Consider the following 22,590-nt stretch of genomic DNA (forward strand, 5'->3'; position numbering starts at 1 on the left):
AATGCTTCTGGCTGGTATTATTGATGTCATGAGTTATCAAGTGGTGGCCGCGCTCAGTCCCGTGGCCTACGACTACAACGGGTTCGTGACCTCTCGGCAGGCCCACGACGTAGGGGTGTCGAACACGCAGCTGAAGTCCATGGCCGACGCCGGAGTCCTGGAACGCGTTGACCATGGAATCTACCGCTTCGAAGCAGCCCCTGGGCAGCTCTCCGATCCAACATTCTGGCGCTGGCTCGCAGTCAGCCAGGGTGACCGTCACGGAAGCGACGGTGTACCACCTGTCATCGTAGGCGGAGAGAGTGCCGCTGAGCTCCACGACATCGGTGACTTCTGGCCGCGCGGCTTTGACTTCATCGTTACTGCTCGTCGATTCACCCGAATCGATGACGTGCGACTTCGCAGACGGACAGTCGAGCCGATTGATGTCGACTATGTTGACTCGATTCCTGTGCTGACTATCGAGGCCACCCTGGCGGATCTGGCGGGACCGGACCAAGGTGCAGATCTGTCACTGATTGGTGATGCCTACAGGGATGCCCGTCGACTGGGGAGGATTGTGAGGCCTCAGCGACTGCTGGCTCTTCTTGGGCGACATGCCCACCGCCACGGCTTCTCCCGAGGCGACGGGGCGGCGCTGCTCGACTGCATCGCGCCAAACGCCGATAGAGTCGCCGCATGACAGATTCCGGTTACTCGACCTGGACGGCCACCGACAAGGCCATCAAAGCCGCAGCGAGGACAATCTCGGAAGAACAAGGACGAGACTTTCACACCCTCATTCGCGGCGCCTACTTTGACCGCTTCCTCTCTCGCGTGTTCGATCAATCGCAGGGAAACCGCTGGGTGCTCAAAGGTGGTTCTGGCATGCTCGCCAGAGTTCCCGACACTAGAACCACCAAAGACGTGGATCTCACCACCTCAGCCATGTCCATCGACGATGCCGAACGAGCACTGATCGAAGCTGCGTCCAACGACATCGGCGACCACGCAGTGATACGCCACCGCGACAGCCGTCCCATCGTCGAACATGACGTGCAACCCGATGTCAAAGGGCGACGAATCACATTCGAGATGCGTGATGCTCAGACATTGAAGCTCATCCACACGATTCCCGTTGACCTGGTCGTCGAGGACGGGCTGATCGGCAGGACAGAAGTGATAGATCCAGCCTCCCGAGTCATGCCATCAAGGGGACTGCCGACAGCCCCCTACCGTCTTTACCCACTGGCCGATCAGATCGCCGATAAGGCCAGTGCCACCATGCTTCGCTTCAACGGTCGACCAAGTACCCGGACTAAAGACCTCGTGGATCTCGTCGTCATCGCACGCACGCAATCAGTAGATGTTGACAAGATGAGAGCGGCGATAGAAGCGCGCTTCGCTGCTCGTCGTGAACCAATCCCCGCTCAGTTCAAAGTCCCCGACGGGTGGAGTGCACGATACTCACAGATGACAAAGGCAGTGCCAGCTTGCCAGGGATTCGAAGACGTTCACACAGCCGAAAAGCTCGCCGGCACACTACTGGCCCCGGCCCTCGATCCTGCACACCCTCGGTGTCACCAGTGGATGCCACAACGCGGATGGGATACGGCCCCTGAGGCCGGCAAAACTGCTTCGCCCATTGATCCGATGATGATTGCACCTTCGGTAGAACCTCCCGGATCCGACGGCCCAGGCATGAACTAACACTGCGCTCATCGGCTCCGGCACCCTGGTTGGTGCCGTGGTCGAGAAAGGCCGGTCACCACAGTCAGCGCGTGGTGACCGGCCTTATTCATGAAATCCTGCCGCACTGGGCGGCGTGGTTGCGTTCTGCACTTCGGACCGAGGTTCGTGGCCTCCGAATTGGGTGCCCTGCGTGAGGGCGGGTGGCGCACAGTTCTCTTTGATTCTTCCTCCCCACAGACTGTCACACCCTCCATCGACTAATTGCTCCCACCCACTGCGGCACCCTGGTTGGTGCCGTGGTTGAGGAAGGCCTCCCACCACAGTGTGTGCGTGGCGGGAGGCCGAGCAAATGAGATCCTGCTGCCCTTCCTGCTTCGCCGCTTTCCATGGTTCGATCCAGCGTTCGCGCGCCTGCGTCGGGGTGTCCTGCGTGTCTTGCGGTTGTGCACCTTAGTGGTTCTTGTCGTTCCGATGTGATGCTTCAGGTGCGTTGGGCATCGTGTGCAGCTCTGTCCTTTGCAATGCTTTCCTGCGCCCTGGCCCGGCAGTTGCCCCAATAGTCATTATTGGGCAGTGCATCGAACCACTCTCTGAGGGAGGGACTGGAAAAGGAGTCATCGTTCATTGCCATATTGAAAGGCTACGGCACCCTGGTTGGTGCGGTGGTTGAGTAAGCCCATTCGCGGCTCTCTACTCGTTGTCGTGGAATATCTGCTGTTTCCAGTAGGGGTCTCCCTTGTATCGGCCCGGCTCGAGACGGCAGTCCCGGAGGTTCACGTGGTCACGAATCCATTGCCTGACCGTGCCCGAGACTTCGTCGAAACGGTCCCGCCAGTCTTCCGTCTTCAGCACAAGTTCGTTTCCTGATTGGTCGCTGAGCCGACACGCATAGTGGGGCAGCTCCCGACCATCGCTGCGCTGTGAGTGTGTGTACTTTACTCCCTCGTGCCCGGTGGTGAGGTAGTAGCGGATGTACTCTCCGCACGTACGGGCGCACAGCGTTTTGTAGTCCTGGTACTCAGCCATCCATTCTGGCGAAATAGATTCGTTCATACGTTCTATTATGCTCTCTGTGGGAGCTGGCCGCGCCCACGTCGATTCAGGGGGTGTTCGCTGCCGAGCGAACACCCCCTTCACTTTCAGCAGACTGCACTCGTCCTAACCAGATTCCGCCAGCCCCAACTCACCATCAATGACGAAGAGAACCCTGCTACACATCAGAACAGACCACACGTAATACCAAGCTTCACCGCCTCACGGAGAAGGGCACTTCTCCAACGAGCAAACCCGGACTCAAAAGCTACACACCTCTGGCACCAAGGTGCATACCGTGCGTTTGCGCCCCGACGCAACGACAAACGCTCCGACCGCCGCTTGGCGTAGACGAGGTATGGAAACACCTCTAAGACCCTGCAACGAATGCGGCTCTCCCCTGCCGCCGACAGCGACCACACGCCGTAAGTTCTGTTCGCCGACGTGCCGCCGGCGGTCCAACGACCGCGAACACCGGCGCGCGAGACAGAAGACGGAGACCCAGCGACTGTCGGACCAGCTCGACGAGGCCCGAGCAGAGATCTCCCGCAAGGAATCCCAGCTCGCCAACGCTCGAAAGACCATCGCGGCCGAACGCACCCAGCTCCGCCGCCAAGAAGCCAAAGCGCGGAAACGGGAACGACAGCAGCAGGCACACGCTCAACGGGCGATCACCGCCAGAGTTAAGAACCTCGTGTCCACCCGTGATCGGCTCGCGGCGGTCAAGGCCGACTTGGAGGCGGCGACGACCGGCCCGATTGACCGGTCAGACCTCGAGATCGCGGCGCAGCAGATCCTGGATCTGCAGAACCGATTGGCCACCGTCGCCGACCGTCAGCAAGCAGTGACCGGTCAATACGTCGAGCTGCGTGACCGCTTCGAGTCCTTGGTGACCGAATACAACAAAGCAGCTCAGAAACTCAGCGATATGGCTCGTGACCGGCAGCGGTTTCGACCGGTCATCGAAGCTTGGGACACGCTGGTTGACCGTCTCGCCCGGTCAGCCAAGCCTGCTGCTCTGTCCCCCGGTGACCGGGAGATTGTCCGCATGTGGGCCACGTGGAAGGCCGGTCGTGACCGGCGAATCAAGGCCGGTCAATGACCGGCCACCGCCTGTCCATTGACTGTGTCCGACCGTTGACCGGCCACCATCTGGCCACCCCTATGACCACTGACCGAGTCCACCTGTCCGGTCGCCGCTTGACGCCGACAGGTCATCCTTTCGTGACCGGCCACACCCCTCTGACCGAAGGAGTCCGACTATGACCGTGTCCATCTCGAAGATGTCCATCAACTACTACCTCGAGCACGCCGCGACCGGCGACGGTCAATCGCATGACCTGACCGCCTACTACACCGAGACCAAAGCTCCCCCCGGAACATGGCTCGGATCCGGCCTGACCGGCCTGTCCGGCCTCCACGTCGGACAAGAAGTGACCGAGGCCCACGCCCGGTCAATCTACGAACTCCAGGAAGACCCGATCACCAAGAAGCCGATCGGGCGACCACTGATGAAGACTCAGGCGGCTCCCGAGGGTGCGGTCACGCCTGCCGGTCGACCAGCCAAGAAGGAACGTGACGGTGTAGCTGGATTCGACCTGACGTTCTCTCCCCCAAAGTCCGTGTCTGCTCTCTGGGCTTTGGCCGGTCCCGAACTGCAAGGCCGACTCCACGCCGCACACCGCCAAGCTCTCGAAGAAATTCTGGCATGGGCCGAAGCCAACATCGTCCAATCCAGGGCCGGGCACGGCGGTGTCGCCCACGTCGCTGTCAACGGTGTGATCGCCTCCGCATTCGACCACTGGGACTCCCGTGCCGGTGACCCGCAACTGCACACCCACCTGGTGATCGCTAACCGTGTCCAGCGTGCCTCGGACGGCCACTGGGTCACCATCGACTCCTACACGCTTCACCGCCACGTCGTGGCGCTCTCGGAGATGTACAACTCGCTGATCTTCGACCGGCTCGCCGCCGACGTCGGAACCGTTGCCGAGTCGCGAGGGGACATCGACCTTGATGTCCAGCAACTCATCGAAGAAGCGACCCAGGAGGAAACCAGTAGTGGTTATGAACCGGCACATCGTGTCGAGCTGGCCGGAATTCCCGACGAGCTCATCGAGGAGTTCTCCAGCCGGTCAATCAGTATTGAGGCCCGGACCGACGAACTGATTGCCGAATACACCGACACGCATGGGCGTCGTCCCACTGCTCGCGAAATCCTCATCATCCGACAACGGGCGACCCTGGAGAACCGCCCGGACAAAGAGACGGTGGAGCGGACCACCCTGCCCGAGAAGATGCATTGGTGGAGGCAACGCACGCACATGGCCGGTCTCGACCCGGACACCGTTGTCCGCAACGCGGTCGGTCACCATGTCCGGTCGGTGACCGCCGAGATGGTCACACCCGACGTCATTGAGCAGATCAGCCAATGGACGCTGACCGATGCCTCACAACGTCGGACCACGTTCTCTCGCGCCAACGTCCGCGCTTCCGCTGAACGTGTCCTGCGTCTTGTCCGCTGTCCTACCGCCGATGACCGGCACGCACTCGTTGACCAGATCGTGAACGCCACCCTCGACAAGGCAGTGTCACTGACACCCGACCGGTCACGCTCTCCCGAAGGACCGGACAACACGGTCAACCTCCGTGACCGGTCAATCTTCGACCACCAGGTCCACTCCGGTGTCTACACCACAGAACAGGTCATGACCGATGAAGAGCATCTCATCTCTCGCGTGACCGCGACCGGCGCACCCACCCTGTCCGGTCACCCTGACCACGCGACCGTCCTCGAGAACTGGCGCACCGACGACGGTCACGCTCTCAGCCCCGACCAGATGGAGGCCTCCAAACACGTCCTGTCGTCCGATGCTGGAATTTCTGCCATCATCGGCCCAGCCGGAACCGGCAAATCCACCACGATGGGAGCCATCACCGACACCTGGCATTCCGTCCACGGCGACCAGTCCGTCATCGGCCTCGCGCCCTCGGCGGTGGCCGCCGGTGTCCTCGGCGATGAAATCGGCGTCGACACCGATAACGTCGCCAAGTGGCTGTTTGAATCCGTCGGCGAAGGCGCCGCCCGCAGAGCCGAGCGAGTCGTCAACCATGAAACACGACTGGAAGCCATCGACGAGAAACTGGCGGACACTACCCCACGAAACCGCCCCAAGCTGATCAAACAACGCGAAGCCATTCAAGCAAAGCTCGCCCAGGACTACGCAACCCAGGCCCAGTACCGGTTCCACGCCAACCAACTCATCATCATCGACGAAGCCTCGATGGTCTCGACAACCAACATGGCCGAACTATCCCGACAGGCCGAGGCCGCAGGAGCGAAACTCCTCATCGTCGGCGACCCGGCACAACTCGAAGCCGTCGACGCCGGCGGATTCCTCGGCCACGTCGAACGCCACCTCGACCACACCACACTGAACACGATCTGGCGGTTTAAGAACGAATGGGAAAAAGCCGCCTCACTCAAGCTGCGCTCCGGTGACATCGACAACGACATGGCCGTCGTCGACGAATACGCCGCTAAAGGACGCATCCACGGCGACCCCGACGCAGAAGCAGCCGATACCGCCTACACCGCGTGGAAGAACGATCGCGACGCAGGATTGTCCTCGATTCTCATCGCCTCAGACAACGAGACCGTGGCCGAACTCAACCAGCGAGCTCACACCGACCTCGTCGAGTCCGGCGACGTCGACATCACCGACCAAGTCGTCCTCCGCGCCGAGGTCCAGGCCGGTGTCGGCGACGTCCTTCTTGCCCGCCGCAACGACCGCAGCATCCGCGACTCCAACGGTGCCTTCGTCGCCAACGGCACCCGCATGACCATCGCCACGATACGGCCCGATGGAAGCGTTGAAGCTCACGTCCAGTCAGACGAGGACGGTCCAGCACCAACGATCATCCTCGACGCCGACTACCTCGCATCCTCAGTCGAACTCGGATACGCCACCACCGCTCACCGATCCCAGGGCGTGACCGTCGATACCGGCCACGCAGTCGTAACCCCGAAACTATCTCGTGAACTGTTCTACGTCGCCATGACGAGAGGAAAACGCGCCAACCACGCCTATGTCGATATCGACGATCCGGAGAACCCCACACCGGACGATTGGTCCACCACCATCACCGCCAGTGCCCTCGATGACAACGGCGAAGTCATCGACGATCCCAGCTACTACATCAAGGCGGTGGTCGCTCGATCCACCGCGGAGAAATCCGCACACGAAGTCCGAGACGCTGAACTTGGGTGGGCCAACGACGTCGGACGCATCTGCCACGAGCTGACCTACCTCAACTGGGCGGCAAAAGTTGCACGCACCCAGGACTGGCTCAACGTGAACGCCGATAACGAGCACCGCGAACGGCTCCGCTCCGATGAGAACTGGCAACGCCTCATCAGCGTCGACCCAGCGCAGAACTTCCACGGTGAAGTCCTTCCAGGTGATTCCGCTCTGGCGATCATCGACCGCTGCGAAAAGCCCTCCGAGCAACCGGCCACTGGAGCCGGTGACATGATCGTGGCCACGAGCGTGGCCACCGAAGAACAGGGACACATCTGGGACCAAGCCATGTTCGATCTCGACGACCAAGTTGCCGCTCGCCGAGCCGTCCTCGCAAAGGACCCGCCAGAGTGGTTCGCCACGCTCAATGAGCAGTACGCCCATCATCCCCGCCGCGATGACGTGATCAACGCCGTCATCGTCTGGCGCGGGGTCTCGAACCAGACCGAGATCGAAACTCCGCTGGGTACGGAACCACCCAAGCAAGACTATCTCCGTCCGTACTGGGAGCGAATGCAAGCAGTGATGAACGACCACTCTGACCATAGCGACCGCTCACACCAACCGCCACGAATCGGCTCAAACATCGAAACGATTGATTGGAACAACCACGTCCCAAGCGCGGACTATGGAGCGTTGGACGACTTGCGGCTTCAGACGGCTCCGCATCGTCCAGAACACCACCAACCCGAGGTTCAGGCACCCGACCGTTCAGGTCCCGAAACCGAGATCTAACATTCATAGGAGATGTGACAGACGCGTGCCATCGCACTGTCGGGGAGGATCTCGTCGCGGCGACCTCGCGGCGTCGTGTTTCAACTCCTGTGAGTTTTCCTGAATCTCGAATTTCATCGGTTTCGCCATCACCCACCGACGCCCGGCGACTGTGCGTCGCTCCTTCATCAATAGAGCGGACCGTCTAATCCACCATCGTGCTCCGCCTCACCGGTAACTGACCGGCTTTCCTCTGACTATTGGTCTTTGCGATTCCTGCCACATGCTCAGCAGCGGCCAGACCATGCAGGCACCAAGTCGTCGCCGCCAGCTTCAGTGCCGTGAGCACTTCAGCTAACGATAACTGTTCAGAGACTCCCGGCAAGTACGGCATCATCGCAAGTTCAAACCTGTCGTCGCCGGCGTACGCAGGGAAGAAGAATTAGCCAAACGATCCCTGTTTAGTGCGAGTTGGCCACGTGGACTCTCCTTCCGGCAGAAAACGCTCCTTGGTCGCAATGCGGGTGTGGTCATCGCATTCGGTGTTTCCCATCCGAGGGCAATGTTCGACCCTGGTAGAAACGGGACGAAGCTGTGGGAATGACAGAATTCTGTTTGCTTCTAGCCAGCGAGCTGCAGTTGATATCGAGCGGATCGTGTGACAGGAGCCGAGACTGGCCATGTCTTCGGTCTTTCACAGCGTGTCGCGTCGCTTCGGGGGAGGAAGCTGTCAGCAACGTCGACCGGTAGATGAAATCGTTGCGAAGTTGTCCTTAGGTTCCTCGCTTGAGGACTAGCCTGAAAAGTCGCGATTGATCTTCGAGCCAAGGGCGAGCAGCAACAGGTCATCTGGGAGGTTCGGGTCTCTTCCGGACAGCTCCTGGATGCGTTCGAGACGATATCGCACGGTGTTCGGTCGAATATTGAGTTCCGCGGCAGTCTGTGACAGGTTGAATCGACGCAGAATATAGACCCGCAGCGTCTGCACCAGACTCGATCCGTGAGCCTTGTCATAGTTCAAAAGCGGATGGACGGTTTCACCGAGGATCGTCTCTCGCAACCCCGACCGGTCCACAACTGCTTGTAGGAGAACGTCCGTATAGAAGTAGGCCCTCAAGTCCCCTTGGATCCGCGCGATCCTCACGGCATCAGAGGCCTCTCGGTATGCCTCGGAGGTCCGCCCCCCGCCGGCGTGGGCGCGACTCACGCCCACAGCGTATCGGTCGAGCATGGTTGAGATCTCATTCGCAACCGTTCGCACCGCTCCGTCTGCAATGCCGGTAGTCGGCAAGATCACTACGATCTCTTCTTCTCTCAACCCCACGAGTGGTTTGCTCGCCGGGCTGGTTGGCAACAATCCTCTCACGGAGGAAAGGTCGTCTCTGGTCTGGCTGGAATCAGCGGCTGACGGGTTGCGCCGGTGCAGAAGTAGGACGCAGTGACGCTGGTTGACATCAATGCCGAGACGCGAAAGATAGCTATACACCCGTTCGGAAATCTCGGTTCCCGATATGAGTTCTTCAAGGGCGTTGCGTTCGGCAAGATGACGATCTTGGATGACGCCTTCAGCCTCTTCGAGGTACGAATTTGCGACGGCCAACGACACTCGGTTGACATAACGCATGACTTCCCCGGCCACAGCGAATCCGGTGGCCGGGGAAGTTTTGCATTCGGGCAGGCTGGCGATTTCCTCCCAAACGATCTGACCCCAAAGCCTGTATGAGTGAAGCAGGGCTTGAACCGATATTCCTTGCCGGAATCGTCGCACAGCGCTGTTGCGGAAGTCTTCAAAACTGCGGGCTTCGTCCGCATCGCCCCTCAACCAGTCACGGAGCGTGAAAAGACTCGTCCGAGAATTCTCGAAGACATCATTCATCAGAAACCCCTCCGGCTGCGACCGGTAATCGACGATCTCGTCGGTATACGCGGTGACCAGCCTGTTGGAGATTTCGTCAGCATGTTGCGCCAGGTGTTCGACGACCGACTCAAGAAGCATCTCGGAATCGTGCTCGCTCACTCGATTCTCCTTCGAAGTCATTGCGCTATCCTCTCACAGAGGAATAGTGAGTCTGATCGTCATTGCAATCGGAGCAGGATCGCCTGTCCTTGACCGCCTCCCCCGCACATCGTGGCAATGCCGTGCTCGACACCTCGTCTGCGCATCTCGAGAGCCAGGCTCATCGTGATCCGGAAGCCCGAAGCCCCTAGAGGGTGGCCGATCGCGATCGCTCCACCGTTGACGTTGACACTCGCAAGGTCCAATGCCAGATCGCGAGCCGTTGCCAGGGCCACTCCCGCGAACGCTTCATTGACTTCCCAGAGTCCGATGTCATCGGGCTTCATGCCGACTGAGTCGAGCAGTTTGCGGGCGGCGGCCGCGGGTTTGAGGTGCAGTGACGGGTCGGGTCCTGCCACCGTGCTGGAGCCGACAATCTCGACAAGAGGTCGCAGTCCTTCGGCCTCTGCCACAGCCATGCTGGTCATGAGCCCGGCTGAACCGGCATCGGACATCTGAGAAGCGTTTCCTGCAGTGACAGTTCCACCCTCGGTGAACGCTGGCCGTAGCTTGGCTAAGCGATCGAGCGATGAGTCGGAGCGAATTCCCTCGTCGGCTTCCAGCTCTGGAAGGGTGACGATCTCGTCGCCGAGGCGGCCGCTCTCAGTTGCCTGGTGGGCACGTCGGTGGCTTTCGACGGCGAACGCGTCTTGATCTTCACGTGAGATTCCGATGTCAGCATTGGCTTCGTCGGCGATCGGGCCCATTCCCGAGTCGGAGACGGCGCACCATAGTCCATCTTTGGTGAGGAGGTCGACCGCTGATTCGTCGCCGACCTTCGGGGCTTGTCTGATCTGAATGGCGTGGGGTGCTCTGCTCATTGAGTCGAATCCACCGACGACTGCCGAATTGAGCTCTCCACAGCGAATCATGGTGGCGGCCATGCCTGCGGCGTACATGCTGGCCAAGCAGACGTTGTTCAGAGTGATCGCGGGCACCGTCGTCGGCAGCCCTCCCCTGAGGCCGGCTGACCGTGCGGGGTTCTGGCCGTTTCCGGCCTGGAGGACATTGGCCATGATGACGTGGTCAGGAACAACCTCTCCTGCGTTGTTCATTGCTGCGGCAACCGCTGCGCCGCCGAGGTCGAGAGGATCGACTGTTCTGAGCGCACCGTTGAATTTTCCGACGGGTGTTCTCGCTGCGCTGACGAGTACCGGGGCTTGTGCGTTGATGGGCATTATGTGCTGCTCCTATGGAATCGTTGCAATGTAGTCAGTGGGGATGAGACGTCCGATCATGTCAGTGACATGGTGTAGCACACGGCTGTGCCATCGAGGACGAGCGTGCCGTCGTCGCGGACGACCTGCGTCTTGATTTTGGTGACTGGTTTGTCCTCGCGCGCTTCAACGACTTCAACTCGACCGGTGATCGTGTCTCCCGGACGGACCGGTGCTTTGAAATCCCAGTTCACGTTGAGGAACACGGTCCCAGGTCCCGGCAGCTCTTCGGCCACGACGGCGTTGAGGATCGCGCTCGTCACTCCGCCTTGCACGACGATTTCTCCGAACTTTGATCTCTTCGCTGCCTGTTCGTCGTAGTGAATCGGGTTCTTGTCCCCGCTGATGTCGGTGAACTTCGCGATGTCGTCTGCTGTGACTTCGCGTGTCAGCTCAGCTGTCTGTCCGGCGGCGAGCTTCTTGGTGGTATCTGAATCGGTCATGGTTACTGTTCCTTCTCATTGATGGTGTTGGATTGGTTCTGTACAGGGTCAGTCATTGTGGTTGGTGTGCCCATTTCGGCGGCGTCGGTTTGATCCGATCGAGGATCAGTGTCTGAAATCGTCGGGTTCGCTCGGTGCCTAAGCCCCATCGCCACGGCGCCGACGACGGGTCCCGGCACCAGGATGAGAAACGCGAACTGCCAACTGGTGAGTTCTGCTGCCAGTGGCACTAGCTGAATCGTGATGACGGTAATGAGAAAGCCGACTGTCGTCTGCATGGTCAGGGCGGTTCCGACGTATCGCGGGTCGACGCTCTCGCTCAGTGAGGTCGAGAAGACTCCGGAGTCGGCGATGACTGAGCTTCCCCAGATGATGAGGAACACGAGCATCAGTGGCCCTGTCACCGTGAACATCATCGGCGAGACGATGCAGCAGAGGCCACTGACGACCAATGCTGAGACCGCAGCCGTGCTCCTCCCCCACCGGTCGGCCATCCAGCCGCCGAGCAGACAGCCGATGAGTCCGGCGACCCCGATGGCGATGAAGACCGAGGTGCCGAGGTCGACGGGATCTGCCTCTGTTCCTGCCGCCTGCTTGCTCATCAGCAGGTACGTCGGAAGCCAGGTCCAGAATGCGTAGAGTTCCCACATGTGGCCGAAGTAGCCGAGGTTCGCTAACAAGGGAGGGCGCGAGTTGAAGCCCGCCCAGGCGTAGCGCATCTTCGGACGTGTCGTAGCGGCCCCTCCGTATGGTCCCTGCCGAACCCACAAGCCGGCCAGGACTCCTGCCACGGCGGTGACCCCGGCTGCGATAAGCATGATGTACCGCCAGGGCAGGCCCTCTGCCAGTCCGGAGATGAGATGTGGCATGCCCGAACCGACCGTCAGAGCACCGATCAACAGCCCGAAGGCCAACCCTCGCTGGCGGGGTGATGCCCAGCTGGCCATCACCTTCATACCAATCGGGTAGAGCCCTGCGAGGAAGACTCCTGTGAAGAATCTCAGCCCGATCGCCGTCCAGAGGTCATCGGCGAAGAGGGCCAGGCACGCCGTGGTCAGGGAAGCACCGAAGGCGGATAGGCACATCACGGCGTGGGGTCGGTATCTGTCACCGATGGTCAGGAGGGCAGAGGCGATACCGCCACAGACGAATCCGATCTGCACTGATGCCGTCAGCCACACCGCTGACGAGGAGCTGATGGACCATTCCATTTGCAACGCAGGCGAGACCGCTGTGGCTGAGAACCACACTGTCAACCCGAGGACCTCGACGGCGGCTAAGAGCAGCATCTGCCCGCGCTTGCTCTTTGTCATCACGGAGTTTCAGGGACCTTCGCATCTGCTGGTTGGGACGTGTGTGCCTCCGACACTGGTCGATATGGCTGTCCCGAATCTTTATCGGCAATACGATCGATTTTGGCTGGCTTTCTGCGATTGCCTCGGTGGGTCTCGGGTGACAGGATCGTCGCGACGATTGTGACGATGCTGACGCCGATCATGTACAGCGCCACCAGCCACGGTCGATCATTGCCGACTTGCAAGAGATAAACGGCGAGGACAGGTGAAACTGCGCCCGCGATTGTCGAGGCGAACTGGTATCCAAGCGATGTTCCGGTGTACCGGACCTTCGTTTCGAACATCTCGGTCATGAAGGATGCCTGTGGGCCGTACATCGCATCGTGGAAGATGAAGGCGAGGACAATCGCCACGGCGATGAGAACCACGTTTCGGGTGTCCATCAGTGCGAACATCGGGTAGGCGAACACTGCGGAGGCGATGGCGCCGAAGAGGTAGGTGCGCCGCCGTCCGAACTGGTCGGATATCCAGCCGAAGAACATGAGGGAGAAGACGCTGATCACGCAGGCGATCATCACGCCGACCAGAGCGACGTCGTCGCTCATGCCAAGTGACTCCCCGACGTAGGTGAGGACGAAGACGGTGATGATGTAGAAGATCGCGTTCTGCGAGATCTTCACCCCGGCGGCGAGCAGCAGCCTGCGCCACTGGGTGCGGAACATTTCGGCGATGGGGAACTTGGCGACTTGCGCGGTCTCCTTCACTTCAGCGAAGTCCGGGGTTTCCTCCATCTTCAGGCGAATGATCAGGCCGACAGCGATGAGGAGGGCCGAGCCGAGGAATCCGACCCGCCATCCCCAGGCGACAAATTCTTCGGGCCCGATGATGAAGTTCATGATCATGAAGACGGCGTTGGCCATGAAGAGGCCTACGGGCACTCCGACTTGCGGCCAGGATCCGGCCAGACCTTTCTTCGTCTTCGGCGCGTGTTCGACGGCGACGAGAACTGCGCCTCCCCATTCGCCACCGACTCCGAAACCTTGGATGACACGCAACAGCACCAAGAGCAATGGTGCCCAGATGCCAATCGTGGCGTAGGTCGGAAGGAACCCTATGAGAGTCGTGGCAATGCCCATGGTCATCAGCGAGAGCACGAGCATCGACTTGCGACCGATCCGGTCTCCGAAGTGGCCCATAACAATTCCACCGACCGGTCGTGCGATGAATCCGGCGGAGAACGTCATGAGGGACAGCAGTGTTCCGGTCGGGCCGTCAAAATCTGTGAAGAAAACTTGGTTGAACACGAGTGCGGCCGCGGTGCCATAGAGGTAGAAGTCGTACCACTCGATGGCGGTGCCGATGAAGCTGCCCCATTTGGCCCGCCGGGCCATCGCCGTCGTATGGGTGGGATCCGGTTGTATGTTCGCTGTTGTCATTCTCTGACCTCCTTGTCAGCCGAGTGCGCGATACACCCGGGTTGGTCGCTGTCTATTCCGAGACAGCAGATGCGAAGTTGAGCAGCATCTGATTGAGTTGGTCGTCCCATGTGGGTGCGAGTCTGACTGGCATTCCCACGGACACACTTTCGGGTGGACAGTCGACGATTCGAGTCATCATCCGCGGTCCTTCTTCGAGTTCGACGAGGGCGATCACATATGGGACCTCATCAGCCCATGCCGGGTGGCCAGGCTTTTCAACGACAGTGAATGTCCAGATGACACCGTTGCCTGAGGCGCTCATCCACAAAGGTTCATCCGCCCAGCACGAGGTGCAGATATTGCGTGGATAGTGCTGACGATGACCGCAACTCGAGCAATGCTGGATGAGCAGCTCGCCCTCGTTGGCGCGGTCCCAAAAGGGTTCGGTCAATGGTGTCGTCACCAACCCCGGCCGTCGGATAGATTCGGGTCGTGTTTTTATGCTGGCGGTTTGGGTGTCGGTCATGTCAGTTCCTTTCGTGCTCATCTGCGAGAGCTGCCTAGTATCAAGGCGACTTCTTCGCTGAGCGTCGCGCCATTGCCGGTGACCAATGCGAGTTCGGGGTCGTCAATCTGCCTTCCGACCGCGTCCCCCCGCAGTTGCAACACGGCTTCGACCACATGTCCCATTCCTCCAGCAAGGTCGGACTGGCCGGTCGAAAGTTGTCCGCCATGAGGGTTAATTGGCAAGTCGGACGTGATGGAGAAGTCCGCCTGTTCGAGCCAGGGCCCGCCCTCTCCTTTGGCGCACACTCCTGCGTCTTCGATGGTCTCGGCGACCACGATGGAGTAGCAGTCATAAATGGACAAGAGGTCGAGGTCATCGGCTCGTACTGCGGCCATCCGATAGGCCTGCTCGATTGCAGGTGCCAGTGGCGAGGTCGTCAATCGTGGAGCCTGGCTCAACGCCCTGTGAGTGACCATTTCCCCGGCACCGAGCAGATGCACCGGTGCGTGTGGGGTGTCGTGTGCGCGATCAGACGAGGTGACGACAACCGCCGCTCCCCCGCCACAGGGCATGACCACCTCGAGCAGGTGCAACGGTGACATCACCATAGGAGACGACAGCACGTCGTCGACGGTGATTGCCTTGCCGTGGAAGACAGCATTCGGGTTGAGCATTGCATTCTGACGTTGTTTGACTGGTACCTGGGCAAGCTGTTCGGGGGTGGTTCCGAATTCGGCCATGTGAGCCTGAGCGACCATGGCGTAGGCTTGATTGGCGCCGCTAGCACCATAGGGAACGTCGAATTCGCGGATAGGGTTGCGGTTCGGCGAGCGGGGAAGACGTTCCGGGTCACGGGCGTTGCCCAGCACACAGAGGACTGTGTCCGCCATTCCTGCCGCGATCGCGGCCGCTGCACGCCAGACCATGCCGGGTCCGCATGCACCTCCGAGATCGACGATGTCCGCGAATCTCGGTTGCAGCCCCAGATATTCAGCGAGTGCTGCCGGTGCGTGCTGTGGTGTCTCGCCGACCTGGGGGCCGATCATCAGGCCATCGATGTCCTGTGGAGTGAGACCGGCATCAAAGGTCGCCCCCTTTGCCGCCCTGGCGATCATTTCAAGACTGGTCACGCCAGGGGTGGTGCGCTGTGGGGGAAGTTCGAACGCGCCGACGATAGCTGCACCCCTCATACGAGTTCCTCTTCTCGCAGTGCCGCTGACGAACCCGCACTTGAACTCGCGAGCTGCGGGTCAATGGTCACCGGGGCTCCGGTCGCCGAGACCACCTCGTCGATGCTCAGACCATCTGCGACCTCGCGGAGAACGAGTCCGTCGTCAGTGACATCGAAGACACCGTGACTCGTGATCACCATTGAGACGACCCCTTTGCCGGTCAGTGGGAGTGTGCATTCTTCGAGTATCCGGTGGTCGCCGTTCTTTGTCAGATGCTCCATGAGCACGATGACGCGCCTGGCACCGTGCACGAGGTCCATCGCTCCGCCTGGGCCCTTGATCATCTTTCCTGGTACGGTCCAGTTCGCCAGATCGCCCTGGGCTGAGACCTGCATTCCTCCGAGTACTGTGACGTCGAGCTTTCCGCCGCGGACCATGCCGAAGCTCATAGACGAGTCAAAGTAGGCTGCACCAGGCAGCACTGTCACGGTTTCCTTGCCCGCATTGATGAGCTTCGGATCCTCATCGCCTTCCAAAGGGTAGGGTCCTACTCCGACGATTCCATTCTCCGAATGCATCGTGATCTCGACGCCCTCCGGCAAGAAGTTCGGGATGAGGGTGGGCAGGCCAATGCCCAGGTTGACGTAGCCCCCTGCTGGAAGCTCAAGTGCCGCGCGTGCGGCCATGTCATTACGTGTCCAGGTCATAGTATTTCCTCTCGGTCTTTCTGTTTCGGCAGACGTTCAGGCAGCTGTACGGGGGCGGGTCTTGAGCTTCTCGATGGGAAGCTCCTTGGCGACCTCCGCCGTCTGGGCGATCACACGGTGGACGTAGATGCCGGGAATGTCGACGTCGTCGGGATCGATCTCTCCGGGCTCGACGAGTTCTTCGACCTCGGCGATCGTGATACGCCCGCAGGTGGCCACGACGGGGCTGAAGGCCCGTTCTGCCTTTTCGAAGACAAGGTTCCCGTGGCGGTCGCCCTTTGCAGCGCGGACCAAGGAGAAGTCGGTGACGATGGCCTCCTCGAGGACGTAGCTGAGCCCGGGGCCGAAGTGGTCAAATGTCCTGGTCTCTTTCGCTGGTGATTCGACGATTACATTTCCGTGCCCGTCGTATTTCCACGGAAGGCCTCCGTCAGCGACGACGGTGCCGACTCCGGAGGCGGTATAGAAGCCGGGAATCCCGGCGCCGCCGCAGCGCATTCTCTCAGCAAGCGTTCCCTGCGGTGCGAACTCCAACTCCAGTTCGCCACCGAGGTATCGGCGGGCGAATTCGTGGTTCTCACCGACGTAGGAAGCGATCATGCGCGAAATTTGGCCGGTGCGCAGAATCTCGCCGAGGCCCCAGTCGTCGACGCCACAGTTGTTCGAGACGACTTCCAGATCGTCAACGCCGAGATCGCGCACGGCGCGGATGAGGGTGATCGGCACTCCGACGAGGCCGAATCCACCGACCGCTATCGAAGCGCCGGAAGGGATATCCTGGATTGCTTCAGCGGCCGAGGTTTGTACTTTGTCCATGGGAGAGTTCTCCTTTGCATCGCCTTTGATTGAACTGTCGTCGACGATATGCACGAGTGTGGTCGGAGTCACTGGCGAGAAACGCGGACTTCGCGCCCACCAATTGCAAAATATGCAAAAGCCCTGATCAGAGCGCCGCTTCGATTAACGAATGGCGTGAAAGGACGCTGGCATCAGACCAGTGCAGTCACGAGACTTTGATTTGTGTGCGTATAGGAGTGCATTCTCGGTGTAGCCCTACTTTTTCAAACTCGAGACCTGACGCATGGCAGAAATAGGATGCTCGAGGAGTCCGTCGCGGAATCATTTCTGGGTGAATGCCACTCGTGTCATCCAGTACGTCCATATTCTTCGAGTTATCAGCGCGGCGAGTACAGGTGCCAGGCCGTCTGCACGGCCCGAGAAGCACGTAGACTTCAGCACCTGAACTGGAGTGTCACAATTGCGGGCTGAGCGTTCTTTGAACTGGTGTTGTCACAAACGATGCGTTGCCCTGGCCATCGTTGAGCGCGACCACGCAACGTGATCGAATGCCAAGCTTCTCGGGTGTTTACTCAGCTTCGCAATTCACAAGATTGATTGGTCTTTCATTCCTGAAAACCCTGCCGATTTCACTGACTGCGGTGCTAGCAGCTTCTGCCGCGGCCTCTTTGGACAGATAAGCGACGTGCGGGGTGAGAGTGATTCCGTCCACTCCATGAAACGGACTGCCAATTCCTGCCGGTTCGGCTTCGAAGACGTCGAAGCCGGCTCCGGCGATATGCCCCGCTTGGACTCTCTCAGCCAAAGCATGCTCGTCAACGAGCCCTCCCCTGGAGACGTTGATCAGCACTGCACCGGTTTTCATTCTTGACAGCCGTGTGCGGTCGATTAGTCCTCTTGTCTCCTCGGTGACGGGGATATGGAGAGACACAATGTCGGAAGTTTCGAAGAGCTCATCGAGACTCATTGGAGTACCACCCATGGCGATGATGGAATCAGCATACTTCGGTCGGGCGTAGACGTGGACTTCGAATCCGAGCGGCCGGACGAGATCGGTCAGGCGTTGAGCAGAGCGCCCGAACCCGACCAGGCCAAGACTCAGTGCACTCGGGCGGCGCATACCTGCCCCGATCGTCGATGGCGCCCATTCACCCTTCTGCATGGATGAGTTGAATACAGTAATCCGCCTGAGTTGGTCGAGGATCAGAGCAAGTGCATGAGTGGCCACTTCGTTGAAATTTGCATCCGGCACATTCGTGACGAGGATTCCCAACTCGGTCGCAGCCGCGACATCGATAGTGTCGACGCCAACACCGACGCGGGCGATGACTTTGAGTTTCGGCAGCGCCTCCATAACTTCACGGGTGACATTCTCGGTCATGACCACGAGGGCGTCGGCGTCAGCGGCTTGATCGATGATGTCTTGTGCGGATCGACACGGTACATCGTCTATGCGATAGCCTATTCCGCTCAGGTGAGAGAGTGCTTCCTCTGGTATCGACACCACGCCGAGGTCGGTTTTTACTATGCGGAACATGGGCGGATCCTGGTCTCGCATGGAACGAGTTCAAAGCTCGTCATCGGTATCTGACGGATTCGGCCATGGCGGTAACGGCCTCAGTGAGTACGGACGGGGATGTGGCGAAGTTCAGCCGCACGTGTCCTCGACCACCTGGCCCGAACACGTGACCGGAACTCAAAGCCACTTTGGCGTTGCTGAGGAAGAACTGTGCAGGGCCTGCCAGTTCCGAAACGACTCCTGTTTCGGAGCGGGAGGGAGCCTCGTCGATTTCGAGTTTCCGGCAGTCGAGCCACCCGAGGTAGGTACCCTGTGGTGGAGTCCAGCTGACCGAGGGGATCTTCGATGAGATGAGTTGGTCGAGCAGGTTTCGGTTCTTCTCGAGCCCTGTCAGAAGGTCCTTGAGCCATTGTCGTCCTGAGTTCAATGCGGCCGTATGGGCGATGATCGCAACATGGCTTGGACCGTGGCTGACTTCCTCTGGGATCTGTGCGAGCTCCCGAACGCTGTCTTTGCCTGCGATGACGAGCGCGGCCTTGAGCCCAGCAAGGTTCCACGCCTTCGACGCCGATGTCAATGAGAAGGCGTTCTCAGCTCCGTCGACGGTGAGAAATGGAATGAATTGGTGGCCTGAGTAGACCAGCGGTGCGTGGATTTCGTCGGAAATCACGCGGACTCCGTACTTCCGTGCCAGCTGCGCCACGTGCTCGAGTTCTGCGCGAGTATGGACGGTTCCGGTCGGGTTGTGCGGGTTGCTCAGCAGCAGGACAGCCCGTTTGTGATCTTTCGACGCTGTCACGAATGCTGATTCCAGGGTTGCGATATTTAGCCTGTTCGAATCTCCCAGCGGAGCGTTGATAATTCTTCGGTCGCTGTGTTCGACGAACGCGTAGAAAGGCGCGTAGACAGGAGGGGTGACGATGACCGCGTCGCCGGGATCTGTAAGCACTCGGAGTACCTCTACGATGCCCATCATCACATCGGGAACAATCGCGGTACGCTCCACCTGGAAATCGGTCCATCCCCAGGTCTCGGCGGCGAATTCGCCCAGCGCCCGAGCATAGGCATCGCCTGCGGGGTATCCGGTGTCGCCAGCAGTCATAGTCTCGGTGACTGCGTCAATGATGGCCGGTGCAGGTGTGACGTCCATCTCCGCCACCCAAAGCGGCAGGACATCGGTCGGATGAGTCCGCCATTTCATGCTGGTTCGGGTTCTCAAGTCCTCGATGGTCAACTGCTCAAGTGGGTTGGATGACACGAGCGCCTACTTTCGTCAGGGAGGGTTCGGGCAATTGCGTATTCGTAGTACGGACGACTAAGCGGGCGTGCGTCGCCGGCTCAGGACGCGAGCGAGCGTTTGATGTCGGTATCTGAGAAGCGCGGGTTGAGGCTCAGCAGTTCGTCTGAGAGCGATTGGGCTTCCTCGGTCAGCCACTCAACGATGCGTTCCAGGCGTGGTTGCTGGAATCGTGAATGAGTGCCCACAATGCTCAGTGCGGCGACTGGTTGCGACGATGCACCGCGGACAGGCACGCCGACACCGACGATTTCAGGTATCTGCAGATTGGCGAACTCGGCATAGCCGCGCACCCGGGACTCCTCGATGAGTTCGTCGAGAGCTGCGCGTTCGGGAACACGGTAATCATCTGATCTCTCGCGCATTTGCGCGGCCAAAGATTCTGCCATCGAATCGTCGTCCATCCAGGCGAGAAGAGCAAGACTTCCGGCACATGAGCCCAGTGGTCGGCGGTCGCCGATCTCGGGGTCGACGATTCTGACAGGGTGGCTGCCCGCCGCCCTGTCGGCACACAGTGCGCGTCCGTCAAGCATCACCGATAGGTAGACGGTATCGCCTGTTACCTGGGCAAGGCGCTCCAGATGTGGTCGTGCTTGCTCAACGATCCCATGGCGATCCATCGCTGCCATGCCGAAGCCGACGACCGGCGGGCCGAGGAAATAGGCACCTCTTCCTTCGTCGAATTCGATCCATCCCGAACCTGTCAGGGTGACGAGAATTCTGTGCACTGTCGCCTTCGACAGCTTCGAAGCAACAACCAGGTCGCTGGGCTTGCTCCCCTTGTCTCCAGACGATGCGATGATTTCGACCAGCGCCAGGGCTCGTTCGACCGAACGGATGGACCCAGCACTTGCCGCGTGCTCGTTTTGAAACTCTGTTTCACTCACATCACCGAAGTTACCACAGATCCGATCTTCAACCCGAGATACCTACCGGATTGGAACCATGATCCGTTTGGTGAAACTTCTCGATTGACAGCTACTCGATCGTGTGATGTGCTTTGTGTCACCTGGGAACTGCGTTTCACTTTCGTGCGTGCAGCGTCCTGGCGTGATGTCCGTCCGTCGAAAATGAGAGCCGATGATGTCCTCAGAACCGAGCACCGCTGCAACACTCAAACGCGTATCACTGCGATTGCTGCCGATCATGATGATCCTCTACTTCATGAGCTATGTTGACCGAGTCAACATCGGATTCGCAGCACTGGAGATGAATGCCGATATCGGCCTGAGCACCGCCGCCTACGGGCTCGGAGCCGGCCTGTTCTTCGTCGGCTACTTCATCTTCGAGGTACCGAGCAATCTTTTGCTCGACCGGTTCGGGGCCCGAATATGGATCACACGTATCGCCCTGACCTGGGGTGCAGTGGCAGCTGCGATGGCGTTGGTCAATAACGAGCTCACCTTCTACATCCTCCGCTTCCTGCTCGGAGTCGCCGAAGCCGGGTTCTTCCCTGGACTGGTCTACTTCCTGGGATTTTGGTTCCCCCGCCAGCAGAGGGCTCGCATCCTGTCGTATGTGTATATGGCTGCGCCGGTGTCCTTTCTCCTCGGCGGACCGCTCTCGGCGTTCCTCATGGAGACGGGCAACACCCACGCCAACTTCGCAGGCTGGCGTTTCATGTTCGCCGCCGAAGGCATCTTGACCATGGTGCTCGGCGTGATCGGCTACTTCCTGCTCGTGGACCGCCCGTCGAAAGCGAAATGGCTCACCGCGGCTGATGCCAAGTCACTCGAGGATCAGATCGCATCTGAGGACGCTTCGGTGACTGCGACCCACGGCGGTCACGGCCTGCGTGCTGCCTTCACCCCTCGAGTCTTCGCTCTCTCGGCCGTGTACTTCGGCATCGCCTACGGAATCTATGCAGTGGGCTTCTTCCTCCCCTCGGCCATCAGCGATTTCGAGACACGGTTCGGTCTGTCCCTGTCCCTGGTGCAGATTGGTCTGATCTCAGCCATTCCGTACGCGTTCGCAACGATCGCCATGCTGCTGTGGAGCAGACACTCCGACCGTAACGCTGAACGCTTCTGGCACGTGGCCATCCCCACCGCTGTAGGCGGTGTCGCCCTTGCCATCGCCTTCACGCTGGATTCGCCTTGGGCCGTCATGGCCGCTATCACAGTCACAGCGATCGGGATGTTCTGCGCCGTGCCAGTCTTCTGGCAGATTCCGCCCATGTTCCTCACCGGCGCTGCGGCAGCTGCCGGTATCGGTGTCGCGAACTCGATCGGTAACCTCTCGGGCTTCTTCGCGCCCTATATTGCCGGTTGGCTCAAGGACAGCACAGGGACGTACGAGTCCGGAATGCTCCTGGCCGGGGCCTGTATGGTCGCCGCAGCGATCCTCGTGTTCTTCGTGCGCCGCCGACTACGCGCCACCGCTGCCCACTCCTCGCCGTCCGGGAACCAAGCAAACAACGAAGTATCTTCCTAACTAACCATC

Annotated in this window: 19 protein-coding genes; 5 read left to right on the top strand and 14 right to left on the bottom strand. The window is 59.9% G+C overall.

Annotation, left to right across the window (positions count from 1 at the left end):
- Window positions 1-28 precede the first annotated feature (28 nt).
- Window positions 29-682, top strand: a complete 654-nt coding sequence (locus IG171_RS11070) for a type IV toxin-antitoxin system AbiEi family antitoxin domain-containing protein (protein ID WP_212127496.1) — start codon at window positions 29-31, stop codon at window positions 680-682.
- The gene (locus tag IG171_RS11075; protein WP_212127497.1) at window positions 679-1,689 is read left to right on the top strand and encodes a nucleotidyl transferase AbiEii/AbiGii toxin family protein; all 1,011 of its coding nucleotides are present in this window, start codon (window positions 679-681) and stop codon (window positions 1,687-1,689) included. Before IG171_RS11070 ends, IG171_RS11075 begins: the two co-directional genes overlap by 4 nt.
- A gap of 463 nt (window positions 1,690-2,152) precedes the next feature.
- Here IG171_RS11075 and IG171_RS11080 read toward each other — a convergent pair whose 3' ends face one another.
- Together IG171_RS11080 and IG171_RS11085 are read right to left on the bottom strand one after the other, a co-directional pair.
- Entirely contained in the window at window positions 2,153-2,302 is a 150-nt protein-coding gene (locus IG171_RS11080) for a hypothetical protein (protein ID WP_212127498.1), read from the bottom strand.
- A 59-nt stretch (window positions 2,303-2,361) separates the two neighbouring features.
- Entirely contained in the window at window positions 2,362-2,724 is a 363-nt protein-coding gene (locus IG171_RS11085) for a hypothetical protein (RefSeq protein ID WP_212127499.1), read from the bottom strand.
- 277 nt (window positions 2,725-3,001) lie between these two features.
- On the opposite strand from IG171_RS11085, the gene IG171_RS11090 reads away from it, so the two are divergent.
- Together IG171_RS11090 and mobF are read left to right on the top strand one after the other, a co-directional pair.
- Window positions 3,002-3,805: a hypothetical protein gene (locus IG171_RS11090; RefSeq protein ID WP_212127500.1), complete on the top strand. Its 804-nt coding sequence runs from the start codon at window positions 3,002-3,004 to the stop codon at window positions 3,803-3,805.
- 160 nt (window positions 3,806-3,965) lie between these two features.
- Complete coding sequence (gene mobF, locus IG171_RS11095) at window positions 3,966-7,739, top strand: MobF family relaxase (protein ID WP_212127501.1); 3,774 nt, start codon at window positions 3,966-3,968, stop codon at window positions 7,737-7,739.
- A 772-nt stretch (window positions 7,740-8,511) separates the two neighbouring features.
- On the opposite strand, the gene IG171_RS11100 is transcribed toward mobF, so the two are convergent.
- The 12 genes from IG171_RS11100 to IG171_RS11155 form a co-directional block, all read right to left on the bottom strand.
- Window positions 8,512-9,735 (bottom strand): helix-turn-helix domain-containing protein, encoded by a 1,224-nt coding sequence (locus IG171_RS11100; protein ID WP_212127502.1) that lies wholly within the window; start codon window positions 9,733-9,735, stop codon window positions 8,512-8,514.
- A 59-nt stretch (window positions 9,736-9,794) separates the two neighbouring features.
- On the bottom strand, window positions 9,795-10,952 hold the full coding sequence (locus IG171_RS11105; RefSeq protein WP_212127503.1) for an acetyl-CoA C-acyltransferase: 1,158 nt from the start codon (window positions 10,950-10,952) through the stop codon (window positions 9,795-9,797).
- Window positions 10,953-11,008: 56 nt separating this feature from the next.
- The gene (locus IG171_RS11110) at window positions 11,009-11,434 is read right to left on the bottom strand and encodes a MaoC family dehydratase (RefSeq protein WP_212127504.1); all 426 of its coding nucleotides are present in this window, start codon (window positions 11,432-11,434) and stop codon (window positions 11,009-11,011) included.
- 2 nt (window positions 11,435-11,436) lie between these two features.
- Window positions 11,437-12,747: an MFS transporter gene (locus tag IG171_RS11115; protein WP_212127505.1), complete on the bottom strand. Its 1,311-nt coding sequence runs from the start codon at window positions 12,745-12,747 to the stop codon at window positions 11,437-11,439.
- Window positions 12,747-14,165 (bottom strand): MFS transporter, encoded by a 1,419-nt coding sequence (locus tag IG171_RS11120; RefSeq protein ID WP_212127506.1) that lies wholly within the window; start codon window positions 14,163-14,165, stop codon window positions 12,747-12,749. Before IG171_RS11120 ends, IG171_RS11115 begins: the two co-directional genes overlap by 1 nt.
- Before the next feature lie 52 nt (window positions 14,166-14,217).
- Window positions 14,218-14,673, bottom strand: coding sequence for a Zn-ribbon domain-containing OB-fold protein (locus IG171_RS11125; protein WP_212127507.1), 456 nt, complete (start codon window positions 14,671-14,673; stop codon window positions 14,218-14,220).
- A 17-nt stretch (window positions 14,674-14,690) separates the two neighbouring features.
- Window positions 14,691-15,845, bottom strand: a complete 1,155-nt coding sequence (locus tag IG171_RS11130) for a thiolase family protein (protein ID WP_212127509.1) — start codon at window positions 15,843-15,845, stop codon at window positions 14,691-14,693.
- The gene (locus IG171_RS11135) at window positions 15,842-16,534 is read right to left on the bottom strand and encodes a 3-oxoacid CoA-transferase subunit B (protein WP_212127511.1); all 693 of its coding nucleotides are present in this window, start codon (window positions 16,532-16,534) and stop codon (window positions 15,842-15,844) included. Before IG171_RS11135 ends, IG171_RS11130 begins: the two co-directional genes overlap by 4 nt.
- 36 nt (window positions 16,535-16,570) lie before the next feature.
- Entirely contained in the window at window positions 16,571-17,350 is a 780-nt protein-coding gene (locus IG171_RS11140; RefSeq protein WP_212127512.1) for a CoA transferase subunit A, read from the bottom strand.
- 550 nt (window positions 17,351-17,900) lie between these two features.
- Window positions 17,901-18,869, bottom strand: a complete 969-nt coding sequence (locus IG171_RS11145; protein WP_212127513.1) for a C-terminal binding protein — start codon at window positions 18,867-18,869, stop codon at window positions 17,901-17,903.
- Between the two features lie 40 nt (window positions 18,870-18,909).
- The gene (locus IG171_RS11150; protein WP_249203648.1) at window positions 18,910-20,085 is read right to left on the bottom strand and encodes a MalY/PatB family protein; all 1,176 of its coding nucleotides are present in this window, start codon (window positions 20,083-20,085) and stop codon (window positions 18,910-18,912) included.
- 104 nt (window positions 20,086-20,189) lie between these two features.
- A complete protein-coding gene (locus tag IG171_RS11155; protein ID WP_212127514.1) occupies window positions 20,190-21,035 on the bottom strand; it encodes an IclR family transcriptional regulator in 846 nt (281 codons plus the stop codon).
- 193 nt (window positions 21,036-21,228) lie between these two features.
- Between IG171_RS11155 and IG171_RS11160 the strand changes: the two genes are divergently transcribed.
- Window positions 21,229-22,581, top strand: coding sequence for an MFS transporter (locus tag IG171_RS11160; RefSeq protein WP_212127515.1), 1,353 nt, complete (start codon window positions 21,229-21,231; stop codon window positions 22,579-22,581).
- Window positions 22,582-22,590: the final 9 nt, after the last annotated feature.

The organism is Brevibacterium sp. SMBL_HHYL_HB1, from assembly GCF_018208375.1.
Lineage (GTDB): Bacteria > Actinomycetota > Actinomycetes > Actinomycetales > Brevibacteriaceae > Brevibacterium > Brevibacterium intestinavium.